Here is a 12209-nt window from a genome sequence, read left to right as displayed (position 1 = left end):
TGCGCAGTGTAATGATCAGCCCAGAGAGGCCACGCTTTTCAGTACCAGCCGGACCAGTTCTGCCTGGCGCGATACGCCCGTTTTAGCGAAAATGGATTTTAACTGCGCTCGTGCGGTGTGCTGTGAGATGCCCTGAGCGGTGGATACCTCCGCCAGGCTGAGGCCGCGCGCCAGCAGGGTGGCGAGGTTTGCTTCCGCTGGGGTTAGTTCAAACAACTCCCCGAGAATCTGGCCTGAGGTTGACTCTTGTAGATCTGGATCACTGATGAACACAGCGACTGAGGGGCTAGATTGCCCCTTGCTCCACTGCGAGGCCGGCACAGGCCGAATCACCAGCCCCAGATCGGCGCGCCCGGTCGAGCGCGGTACCCGCAGAGCGCGCACCAGAGATGTTTCTCCACGCAATTGTGCCTTGATAATAACGGACAGCGCCTGTTGTAATTCCTTGTTGATATCCCTGCCTTCGATATGCAGGCAGCCGTCCCGGAGGCTGAGACCTTCACCCTGATCGAGTAGCGCCTGGCCCACGGCATTCGTGGTAAGTAGTCGGCCACGCTCGTCGAGGATGATACTGGCTACCGACAGTTGATTGACGGCACCTGCGTAGACGTCTCTTTCCGACGTCATGCGGTTCAGCCTGGCGTAAATCTCTATTGCCAACCGCAGGTGTGGCGTCAGGGCATCAAGCAGGGTGCGTTCCCGTTTCCCGAAACGCGATTCAGTATCGCGCCTTGCGAAGCGCAATCGGGCCAGCATACCGCCCGGCTCAGTGGTGTCCACGCCGAGAATTCTGAACAGCCCGATGGGTTTAAGGTAGTGCAGGTAGTAATCCGAGCTCAACAGCTCTTTGTCGGGCAGTATGTCCGCCAAAGCAATGACTTTATCCGGAGGCAGGTTGACGAATGGGTCCAGCGAAAAAAACTGTTCGCGGTAGGCGCTGGCTTCCCAGTCGTTTGGGTCGGCGAGTCTTGTATCAGAGTCTGCGCGTGACGGATCAGGGCGTACACTGTTCAATATCACGCCCTGGTCGTCTTCTGTTGGCGGGCGCAGCACGAGCGACACCACCTGGGCGTCCATTGCCTCACGCAGTGCGGGCAGGGCCGCCTGCCACGGTTGCTGCTCCAGTGCGCCGCGATATATCAGCTCAATGAGACGGCTGAAGTCCTGATCGATCCGGCTGGATGGCTTCACTTTCAGTTCAGCTTACTTCTCGAGGTTGGACAGGTCGGCGGTGACGTGCGCCAGCGGCTTGGGACGGCCTATGCCCCAGCCCTGTAAATAGTCGACTCCCAGTTCCTCTAGCTTCACTATGATCTCATCGTTCTCGACGGATTCTGCAATCGTTTCCTGACCCAGAAAGTGCGCGAGATCATTAATGGAGCGCGCCATCGCGTAGTCGTTGCGGTTGGTATGAATACTGGTGATAAAACTACCGTCGATTTTTACGTAGTCGACGGGCAACTCACGTAGATAATTGTGACTGGCTGGGCCAGTGCCGAAGTCATCGATGGAAAACTTGCATCCTATATTCCTGAACGCTCGCACAAAATCGGACGCTTTGATCAGGTTGGAAATCGTACCTGTCTCGGTGATTTCAAAACACAGGCGGCTAGTGCCCACACCGAATTCAGAGATTTTTTCCAGCAGGTATTCCATAAAGCTGTCGTCCGTCACGCTGGCACCCGAAAGGTTGATGGATAGATTGGGGACGACTTTTTGCTCATCCATCAGCTGGCTGATCCAGGCAAAGGCCTCACGCACTACCCAGCGGTCTACCAGTGTCATAAAGCCGTAGCGCTCCGCAGATTGGATAAACTCCTCCGGTGATGCCACCGATCCGTCCTTGTTGAGCAGACCCAGTAGTAGTTCATAGTGCAGTGTGGAACTGCTGCGATCACCGATGGCCGTTTGTACAATGGGTTGCGCTCGAAGAATAAACCGTTCTGACGCCAGTGCGCTTTCAAGATCCTGCCGGCTTTGTGATTTCTGGAGCTTGTAGTCACTGATGCGACTCTGTTCCTCCTCAAAGGTGACTACCTTATTCCGCCCCTGTTGTTTGGCGTGTCGCATTGCTGACTGTGCATCCTCGATGACCTCCTCGACGGAGGGACTGTGCTCAAGAATGGGTGCCACGCCGACGGAAACAGTAAAACTGACATTCTCGCCTTCGATGTCCATGGAGCTAGCTTCGATATCGCTGCGAATTTGTTCCGCGATCTGTGCCGCTTGCTCCAGCGTTCGATCTATCAGCAATACTGCGAACTCATCGGCTTCCATTCTGGCAGACGAGGCTTTCTTGCCGTGCATCTGGGCCAGCAGCTTTGCAAATTCCAACAGCACCTGATCGCCTGTAATACGATCGTATACTTCGTTAACCAGTTTGAACTGGTCGATGTTCAGGTAGAGGATCGCATGCTGTGAGAGTTTTGACTGGCTGTGCTGCAGTGCGCGTTGCATCTGTCCCATGAACGCTTTGCGATTGATCAGTTTGGTCAGCATGTCGTGATTGCGGGCGAAGCTGAGCGATTTTTGTACGTGCTCCAGAGCGTGGTACATACTCTGGTCGACAACAGAGAGGTTGTCAGTCGGCGCCGGAGGTTGCGCGCCGCGGCTCAGCAATCTCGCCAGCTGAATCGCACTTAGATCGCCGACTTTTTGTCCCCGCTCGTTGACGAAAATAAAGCGGTCGCGTGTCGGGCTGATCCAGGCGAGTTGCATGCGTTTTTTGGTGTCGTTCTTATCGCGGTATGTCAGCCAGTTGCCATAATCCAGTTGCTCGACGCGTTTCACCCAGCGCCGCAGGCGTGGCAGTTCATCGACTTTTGCCCGAACCTCGGACGGCTCCGGTCCGGGACTCAGCCGTTCTGGATCCACGGGCGCGGATTCGATGTTGATATTTCCCGCCAGAATACCGCGCAGCGTATCCAGCACCTCCTCATGACTGATGTTGGTGGGCAGGGCGCTGGAGATCTGCTGGTTGATCAGGTCGATAAAAGGCTCGGCTTCGAGGCTACGCTGCACGTGCATATCGTCGCCGACATCGCCGTGTGTCTGTTCGTCCAGCCACACGCTCAAGACGTCCAGTGTCCGCACCTGCTCAGCCCAGGCCTCGCTGTCGGGGCCATCCCTGACGTGCGTGAGTACCAGTAGGTCGCGCCATCCATTCTCAATCAGGTCCAGTAGTACCTTCGGTGCTCTCGGTGGCTTGATCCGTTCATTGATGACATTGCTGACTTCTCGCCTGGCCTCGGCCACCTTGTGCTGCCCCTCCTGCGTGCGCACCACACGATCGACATTGCGCGCCAGTGCGCGCTCCTGCTGAGCCGTCAGTACGTCGATTTTCTCAAGGGCAGCGTCAAACACCGAGTCGTCGTTTTCATAGTCCGCGAGAATCTCTTCGACGATCTCGTTGATACGGGTTTCCAGCGCTTTGTTGGGGAAGTTGGCAGAGGAGGCGAGACGGGACAGTTTATTGACCACGTTGCGAGCGGTGTTGGTGTGATCGACAAAAAATTGGGGATCTAGCAGTGCCAGTTTGGCCAGCGGGATTTGCAGGTTACCCAGTGCCGGTTTTACTTCGGTGCTCACATCCAGTTTGGATTTGATTGTACCGAACAGGTTGTCAACCATATCCAGCTGGTTGAGGCTGTCCGCAGTCAGGCCGCTGCTATCTTTCAGGCCGCGAATATCGTCCTTGTTACTCGCCAGGTATGCGCGCAGGGAGTCACTTTGCTGCACCGCTTCGCGCGCCTGTGAATTCCGCTGTAGCGCGCTGAGTGCCTTGGCAATGGACTTGGCGTCAGCCAGTCGGCTTTGGTCAAGGTCTGTGCTCGCCACCGTTGCACCGTCCCAGGTTCCGCTCATTGCAGTACCTTTGGCCAGTACCCGGCCCTCGGCCAGGCCCTCCGCCTCGCGTTTGAAGTTGAGTGCGTCGACCACCGAGCGATACAGGTTGGCGGGATTTACATTGCTGAATGCCCCGCCCATTGTCGCGCCCAGTTGTTTCTCGGCCTCATTCAATTCTGTGATGGCGGAGGTCAGTGGCTGGATCGCCGCACGCGTGGCATTCAGTTGCGCCTCGGATACGTATTGTGGTTGCGGCTCCGAGAGTGATTGGGCAGTTGAGGATGATGGCTTGTGGGGTCTGTCTCTGCGGATCAGGGGTTCCGGCCTCGTGTCGAGGGGGGCCTGCTTCAGCAGAGAGCCTCTTTTTTCTATCTCCGCCTCTATGTCGGGTAGTATCCCTGCTTCTGCGAGGAGGGTGTTTAGCGGCAGGTAATAGCCGTCCATATCGTGAATGAAATGTTTGGTGAAAAAGTCGTAAATTCCAGGTAGTACACTGTGCGGGACATCCTCATCCAGTAGTGCTCGCTGGAACGCCCGGCAGATTTGTCGAATATGGATGGGGGAGCGAACTTCGTTGGGGTCAAGGTCGACAAGCGTCGCCAGACGCAATGTCAGTGCCTCCAGTGAGATTTTATACAAACTCTCGCCAAGCAGTACCATACGGTCTATTGCGAGGAAATCTTCATACTCCTGCTGGTCTATCAGATCCAGTTCGTCGGCGCTGCCTATCTGATAGCGCCACAGATGATCCTCAGTGTGATCCGGCGTGAAATCGCGGAAGTAGTTTGAAATGTGCAATCTGACCCGGTCAACGACGCTGTCTGCCCGGCGGCGCAGAAAACTAGCCGCTTCAAAGTGGAAGTTTTTTTCACCTTCACGCGGCCTGCTGCGAGAAGCGCACTCGTGTAGATAGGTGGTCAATTCGCCGAAAAAGGGTGTCAGTGCCGATTGCAGTTTTTCCAGACTTTGCTTTTCCACCTTGTCGAGTAGAACAGCGTATTCCGCCGTGGCAGCGAGCGTTTTCGACGCGACGGTGGCGGCGGCAAATGTTGCCACCTTGCCCGGTGCCGGTTTTTTACCTGCTGTCGCACCTACCTTGTTGTTGGTGACAGGTGAGGCCGCCTCAGCAGGCGTATCGTCCTCGGCGGACTGTGCCTGTTCAATAGCGCTCAGATAGAGCGTGGATAAATCGGCGTTCGATGCATCGAACTCCAGTGTGATGCTGTCGTGATAGAGTCTGGCGATTTTAACTTTGGCATCGCCAGGTGGGTGCTTGAGTTTGCTGGTGTCGGTGATTGAGAGCGTGATAGCAGCGTCCACTGCAAGGTTGAACAGGGCTTCAGCCGCCGCCGCATCCAGTACGGTTTCCAGTTGCAGGCGCCCGTCAGACAGTGACGACAACTGTCCAGACAGCTGCACTTCATCGCCCAGCGCAAGTGAAGCGGATAACTTTGCGGGCTGTTGCTGATCGTTAGGCATTGGGCCTCGAATTTTTATGCGGTGGTCGAAACTCGACGAACATTGGCAGAAGTATACCTTGATCTGCCAGTGTCACAACAACCCCCCCGAATGGGTGGTTGGCCTGGTACGCGGTTTGCGATATTGTCTTGCAAGCCGTTCAGAAATGACGGTTACTATCCGCTGTTGGCGGCATCCAGAAACGCCGGTTTCTCGCCGCCGCCGTGGATGGCAAAGTTAGTGCCACTCACATACGAGGCCATTGGCGATGCGAGAAACAGGCAGGCATTGCCAATGTCCTCCGGTACGGCCATCCGTCCCAGTGGAATGGTTGCGCCGACCGCGGCAATACCTTCTTCGTCGCCATAGTGTAAATGCGCCTGCTCTGTTTTGGTGAGGCCTACCACCAACGCATTGACGCGCACTTTGGGCGCCCATTCAACGGCCAGCGAGGTGCCCAGGTTCACCAGGCCCGCTTTGGCGGCGCCGTAGGCTGCGGTCCCTGGAGACGGACGAATAGTGCTGACACTGGCGATATTGATGATACAACCACCTTCATCCTGCTGCTGCATTACCCGGTTGGCTACCTGGCTGAAATTCAGCGGAGCTATGAGGTTGAGTCGAATGATGGACTCCGAAAAGCGAGGCGAGGCAGTTGCCGCCTCGGCGTACGGCGCGCCTCCGGCATTGTTCACCAATACGTCCAGTCGTCCATACTGTTGCACAGCGAAGTCGACACAGGCCTCGATCTGCTCGAAATCCCGCACGTCACAGTTGGTAAACAGCGCTTTGCGGCCTTCGAATTCCGGCAGGGTGTCCGGCTCAGCCCTGCCACATATGACAACATCGGCGCCCGCTTCGAGAAACCTCTGGGTGATGCCCCGGCCAACGCCCTTGCCGCCGCCAGTGACGATAACTACCTTGCCGCTAAAATTCAGCGTGTTTTCCATTCTGTTGCTCCTGCTGTTTGTGCGGGGTGTGCCTTGCGGCTTTCCACGCTTGAGATCAATCCACGATTTACATAAGATGCTCGGGCTGCGCGTATCCTAACCGAATTCCCATTGACAGGAAATTTCCGACGGGCGCTCAACTCCAGACGCGAAATTCAATCCAAAAGCGGTTGCACATGCTGTTTCAGCCAGCAGCTGCACATTATCAGGAATAGAAGCTATGACTACCGAAAATTTGCCAGTACTCGCCATTCTGGGTGGAACCGGGGATTTGGGTACGGGGTTGGCCCGTCGTTGGGCGCAGGCCGGATACCAGGTCATCATCGGTTCGCGGACTCAGGAAAAGGCAGAGGCAGCGGTGGCTGATTTACGCGAGGTCATGGCGGAGCGCGGCGTCGCTGAAATTACTGTGCAGGCAATGGAAAATCTGGCGGCGGCAGAGGCTGCTGATATCGTCACACTCACGGTGCCCTTCAGCCATCAGGCGGGCACGCTGGAACTGGTGAAGCCGGCTCTTCAGGGAAAGATATTAATCGATGTGACTGTGCCATTGGTACCGCCCAAGGTTGCGCGTGTACAGCTACCTGAACAGGGCAGCGCCGGGCAGATCGCCCAGGATTTGCTCGGTGAAGATGTCAGCGTAGTCTCCGCATTCCAGAATGTTGCCGCTGCGCATTTGCAGGAAGGTCACGGCCTCGAATGTGATGTACTGGTGTGCGGTAACAAGAAGGCTGCGCGTGAGGAAGTCATCAAGCTGGTGGAAGCGGCCGGGATGCGCGGTTTCCACGCGGGGATGATCAACAACGCGGCCGCCGCTGAGGCCCTGACTTCGGTTTTGATTACCATTAACAAACAGTACGGTTGTCATGCAGGTATCAAAATCAGCGGGCTGGATTGATTGGCCTCGCGTTTTTGTCGCCTCCCGGAGCCCCGCTGTAGATGACAACCCGACTGGAACTGATTCCCCTCCTGCGCTTTCCATTGGTAGAACCCGGTGACGATCTCGTACAGCTTATTTTTGCCGCCCTCGGTGACAACGAGTTGTCACTGCAGGCCGGTGATGTGCTGGTGATAGCGCAAAAAATCGTGTCCAAGTCTGAGAACCGCTATGTGCGATTGGCCGATGTGAGCGTGGGCGATGAGGCGGAGACGCTGGCGGCGCAGGCCGACAAGGATCCGCGTCAGGTGCAGTTGATTTTGCAGGAGAGCAGGGAAGTGCTGCGGGTGCGGCCGGGTGTGATAATTGTCGAACATCGCAACGGGTATGTGCATGCCAATGCCGGAATCGACAAATCGAATATCGTGAGGGACGACTGCGACCCTCGCGTACTGTTATTACCCGAAGACCCTGATGCCTCTGCGCGCGCACTGCGCAGCGGCCTTGCCGAGCGGACTGGTTTGGCACCGCAGATCATCATCAACGACAGTATGGGTAGGGCCTGGCGCAATGGTACAGTGGGCCTTGCCATAGGAACCGCTGGGCTGCTGCCGCTGTACAACCAGATTGGGGATGTGGACATGTTCGGCAATGTGCTGGAGGTGACGGAACCTGCCGTGGCAGATGAACTGGCGGCGGGCGCCTCACTGGTGATGGGGCAGGCCGCTGAAGCCTGCCCGGTTGTATTGGCGCGCGGAGCCTGCCTCAAACCTGCCGATGTCGGGTCCGACAGCCTGCTGCGCGAAAAGTCCCGCGACATGTTCCGCTGATGAATACCACTGAAAAATCTGTACTGGCGCTGTCCGGTGGAGTCGGCGGTGCGAAACTGGCGCTGGGGCTGGCCGACGAACTGCCGCCCGGTGCGCTGCACGTGCTGGTCAATACCGGCGACGACTTCAGCCATCTCGGCCTGCATATCAGTCCCGATATCGACACCTTGCTGTACACGTTATCGGGCAGTGCCAACGCAGAGCAGGGGTGGGGCCTACAAGGCGAAAGCTGGAATGCGATGGATGCACTGCAGCGCCTGGGCGGAGAGACCTGGTTTCGCCTCGGTGATAAAGACCTGGCGACGCACCTGTGGCGAACCGATAGGCTTGCGCAGGGTGACAGCCTTATCGATGTTACTGATTTGCTGGCCCGGCGGCTGGGTATCGCCAGCCATATTCACCCGATGTGCAATTCACCCGTGCGCACAACTGTGCACAGCGAACAGCGCGACCTGCCGTTTCAGCACTACTTTGTGAAAGAACAGTGCCAGCCCGTAGTCTCGGGTTTCAGTTTTGAGGGTATTTCCGACGCCAGGCCCAATGAATATGTGATGCAGTTGCTAAGCGGCGATGCCGTATCGACCATTGTCGTCTGCCCCTCCAACCCGTTCGTCAGTATCGATCCAGTGTTACAAATTCCGGGCATGTGGCAGAGCTTACGCGACAGTGTAGCGCCAGTGGTGCTGGTGTCGCCGATCGTGGCCGGTATGGCGCTGAAGGGCCCGGCAGCTAAGATGATGGCCGAATTGGCGATGCCAGTAACCGCCAGGGGCGTAGCAGAGCACTACTGCAACCGGTATCCCGGCTTGCTGGACTGTTTCGTGATCGATGAAAGTGACGCTACACTGGCCGCTGATATCGCCGCGTTGGGCGTGGAGGTGGCAGTGACATCGACAGTAATGAAGAGCAGGGAAGACAAACAGCGCCTGGCGCGTTTCACCCTGTCTTTAATGGGGGGCTGAGACGATGGCCCGCGCACTGTTGCCGCTGAAGGATCTGGTACAGGCCAAAACGCGCCTCAGTGGTTTGCTGCGGCCTTCGGAGCGCCGGGCGCTGGCGCAGGCTATGGCCGAAGATGTATTGACGGTACTGGCAGCACACAGCGAAATTACCGGGATCACCCTGGTATCGGATGATCCGGGTGCTGCAATGCTCGCCGCCAAATTCGGCGCCGACTGCTGGTCGGAGAATGCCCTTGAATGCTGCGGTCTCAACCCGCTTATGCAGCGCGCCAGCACCAGGTTACTGGCTCACAGTGAGGAGCCACTGTTGGTCCTGCACTGTGATCTGCCACTGCTGAGGGGAGAGGATGTCAGCGCTGCACTGGCTGCGCAGCGCGAGATAGACGGCCTTATTGTCGCTTGCGATCAGCAGGGCAGAGGCACCAATCTGCTGGCATTTGGCGCACGCTGTGTGCCGCAATTCTGCTTTGGGATAAATAGCTGTGCCGGGCATGAGGTAAGTGCTCGCAGTGCTGGCATCCCGGTCAAAATACTGCAAAGATCCGGTATCGGCGTTGATGTGGATGAACCCGCAGACCTGGAACAGGTGATGAACAGCCTGCATTTGCGACCTCACAGCAACACCGCCGCACTGCTTTATAACACTGAACTGGGAGCACGCATTACGCTTGCGTTGGCCACAATGGTAGACAGCGCAGAGGCTGTCGACGCTGGAAATAGGGGATTGCACAGTTGATGTCAGATTGGCAGGCATTACAAGAGCACTTGCGCCAGGGCAATGTGCCTAGCGATCAACAGGCGCTGTTGCTGGCGGAAATAGACGATACCGCTGCACTGGCGGAGATTGCAGCTGCGCTGCGCGACCGCGGACATTGCAACGTAATCACTTATTCACGCAAGGTCTTTATTCCACTGACACACCTGTGCCGGGATGTTTGCCATTACTGTACGTTTGCGCGCACTCCAAAAAAAATCGAACAGCCTTATATGCCGGTGGAGGATGTGCTTGAACTGTGCCGTGAAGGCGCAAAAATGGGCTGCCAGGAGGCGCTGTTTACGCTAGGAGAGAAACCCGAATTGCGCTACAACGCGGCGCGCCAGGCGCTGCAAGAGATGGGATTTGCCAGCACGCTGGATTACGTTGCGGAAGTCGCGCGCCGGGTATTGTCGGAAACGGGGCTGCTGCCGCATATCAATGCAGGGTGCATGGATGTCGACGAAATCGCCGGTCTGCGCCGGGTGAGTGCTTCCATGGGCATTATGCTGGAGTCCGGGTCGGAGCGGCTCTGCCAGAAGGGTATGCCACACTACGGGTCGCCAGATAAAGAACCTGCGCGGCGCCTGCAGACGATAGAACTGGCGGGACGCGCTGCTGTACCGTTCACGTCGGGCATACTCATAGGCATCGGCGAAACCCGTCAAGAGCGAATTGAATCACTGCTGGCGCTGCGTGAGATACATGCACGGCACGGTCATCTACAGGAAGTTATCGTACAGAATTTTCGCGCCAAGCCCGGTACGCTGATGTCCTCCGCGCCAGAGCCGGATCTGAATGAACTGCTCTGGACCATCGCTGTGGCGAGACTGGTGTTCGGCCCGCAGATGAATATTCAGGCGCCGCCCAATCTAAGCCCCGGGGTGCTGCCGCAACTGGTCGCAGCGGGTATCAATGACTGGGGCGGTGTATCGCCACTGACGCCGGATTATGTGAACCCGGAGGCGCCCTGGCCACACTTGGAGCGGTTGGCGGCAGAGACCGCAGCGGCCGGAAAGTTTCTCGAACAGCGGCTGACGATCTACCCTGCGTATGCTGTCGACGGGAAGCGCTGGCTGGATGCTGAAGTGGTGCCAGCGGTGCTGCGACAGTCGGATGCCGCAGGTTTTGCCCGCCGCGACAACTGGGTGCCCGGTGAGGAACACGCCGTACCCGCTGTCGATGCGCAGTTGCTGGCAACCGTGCCGCAAATATCTGCAGTGTCTGGTGATGTGCAGGAGATTGTCCGGCGCTGCACAGAGACAGCCGCACTGACGGAACAGGATGTGACGCGGTTGTTCGAGGCGCGCGGGGCAGATTTCGCCTACCTGGTGGCGCAGGCCAACCGGTTGCGTGAAGCTGTCAATGGCGACACAGTAAGCTATGTCGTCAACCGCAATATCAACTACACCAACGTCTGCTATTTCAAATGTCAGTTCTGTGCCTTTTCCAAGGGCAAGCAGAGCGAAAACCTGCGCGGCAGGCCCTACGACATCAGCGCAGAGGATATCGCTCAGCGCTGCATTGAAGCCTGGGAGCGCGGCGCCACTGAGGTCTGTATGCAGGGCGGGATTCACCCCGATTACACCGGCCAGACCTACCTCGATATCGTACACACCGTACGCAGTGTGACACCCGCGATGCACATTCACGCATTCTCGCCGCTGGAAGTCTGGCAGGGCGCTGCGACGCTGGGCATCAGTGTTCCGGCATTTCTGCGGCAGTTGCGCGCGGCCGGGCTCGGTACACTGCCCGGAACCGCGGCCGAGATTCTGCACGACGATGTGCGAGCCAGTCTGTGCCCGGACAAACTCAATACCGCTCAGTGGCTGGAGGTGATGGAGGCGGCGCACAACGAGGGGCTGCGCACTACGGCGACAATTATGTACGGCCATATTGACCGGCCCGTGCACTGGGCCAGCCACCTGCTGCATATCCGGTCACTGCAGCAGCGCACCGGCGGCTTCACCGAGTTTGTGCCATTGCCGTTCGTGCATATGGAGGCGCCCATGTACCTCAAGGGCAAGGCCAGGCGCGGGCCGAGTTTTCGCGAGGCGGTATTGATGCACGCCGTGGCGCGACTGACCTTCCATGGCCTGATCGATAATATTCAGGCCTCGTGGGTGAAGATGGGTAAAGACGGTGTTGCAGTGTGCCTGAACGCCGGCGTCAATGATCTCGGCGGTTCACTGATGAATGAAAGTATCACCCGCGCTGCGGGTTCAGACCACGGTCAGGAGTGGGCACCAGCGCAATTGGAGGAGCGTATTCGCGCAGCCGGTCGCCGTCCACGGATGCGCACGACGCTGTATGCTGATGCCGGTGAGCAGCGACAAAAGGCCGCGTTTGCGGCTTCACCCCTGGCCGAGGTGCACAGCGCTACCGCCGGCAAGCGACAGCGTAGCAAGCGGATTGGCGAGGCCATCACTGCCGATATCACGCCGCAGGCACTACCGGTGACATGGGTGCAGTCGCCGGCAGATTCCTCCGTCTATGAAAGTGTGGTGTTGATGGCGGCCTGTAACTGACGTG

The 12209-nt window shown here is 57.7% G+C and carries 8 protein-coding genes; 5 read left to right on the top strand and 3 right to left on the bottom strand.

Going from position 1 to position 12209, the window contains the following annotated elements:
- Positions 1 to 15: 15 nt before the first annotated feature.
- The 3 genes from AC0L6S_RS06650 to AC0L6S_RS06640 all read right to left on the bottom strand — a co-directional run bounded on the left by AC0L6S_RS06650 (position 16) and on the right by AC0L6S_RS06640 (position 6254).
- Positions 16 to 1191, bottom strand: coding sequence for a helix-turn-helix transcriptional regulator (locus AC0L6S_RS06650; protein ID WP_473427638.1), 1176 nt, complete (start codon positions 1189 to 1191; stop codon positions 16 to 18).
- A 12-nt stretch (positions 1192 to 1203) separates the two neighbouring features.
- Complete coding sequence (locus AC0L6S_RS06645; RefSeq protein WP_473427637.1) at positions 1204 to 5325, bottom strand: DUF1631 family protein; 4122 nt, start codon at positions 5323 to 5325, stop codon at positions 1204 to 1206.
- Between the two features lie 155 nt (positions 5326 to 5480).
- Positions 5481 to 6254 (bottom strand): SDR family oxidoreductase, encoded by a 774-nt coding sequence (locus tag AC0L6S_RS06640; RefSeq protein WP_473427636.1) that lies wholly within the window; start codon positions 6252 to 6254, stop codon positions 5481 to 5483.
- Positions 6255 to 6474: 220 nt separating this feature from the next.
- Here AC0L6S_RS06640 and npdG point away from each other — a divergent pair, with 220 nt between their 5' ends.
- The 5 genes from npdG to cofH are packed head-to-tail and all read left to right on the top strand — an operon-like array spanning position 6475 to position 12205.
- A complete protein-coding gene (gene npdG / locus AC0L6S_RS06635; RefSeq protein ID WP_473427635.1) occupies positions 6475 to 7152 on the top strand; it encodes an NADPH-dependent F420 reductase in 678 nt (225 codons plus the stop codon).
- 41 nt (positions 7153 to 7193) lie between these two features.
- Positions 7194 to 7961 carry a coenzyme F420-0:L-glutamate ligase gene (gene cofE, locus AC0L6S_RS06630; RefSeq protein WP_473427634.1) on the top strand — a complete coding sequence of 256 codons (768 nt, stop codon included), beginning with the start codon at positions 7194 to 7196 and terminating at the stop codon, positions 7959 to 7961.
- Positions 7961 to 8923 carry a 2-phospho-L-lactate transferase gene (gene cofD, locus AC0L6S_RS06625; protein ID WP_473427633.1) on the top strand — a complete coding sequence of 321 codons (963 nt, stop codon included), beginning with the start codon at positions 7961 to 7963 and terminating at the stop codon, positions 8921 to 8923. Before cofE ends, cofD begins: the two co-directional genes overlap by 1 nt.
- A 4-nt stretch (positions 8924 to 8927) precedes the next feature.
- Positions 8928 to 9659, top strand: coding sequence for a 2-phospho-L-lactate guanylyltransferase (gene cofC, locus AC0L6S_RS06620; RefSeq protein WP_473427632.1), 732 nt, complete (start codon positions 8928 to 8930; stop codon positions 9657 to 9659).
- A complete protein-coding gene (gene cofH, locus AC0L6S_RS06615; RefSeq protein WP_473427631.1) occupies positions 9659 to 12205 on the top strand; it encodes a 5-amino-6-(D-ribitylamino)uracil--L-tyrosine 4-hydroxyphenyl transferase CofH in 2547 nt (848 codons plus the stop codon). Before cofC ends, cofH begins: the two co-directional genes overlap by 1 nt.
- Positions 12206 to 12209: the final 4 nt, after the last annotated feature.

It is taken from the genome of Halioglobus sp. D3-4 (assembly GCF_055809315.1).
Note: the sequence above shows the minus strand (reverse complement) of the source record. Positions and strands in the feature narration are given on the sequence as shown.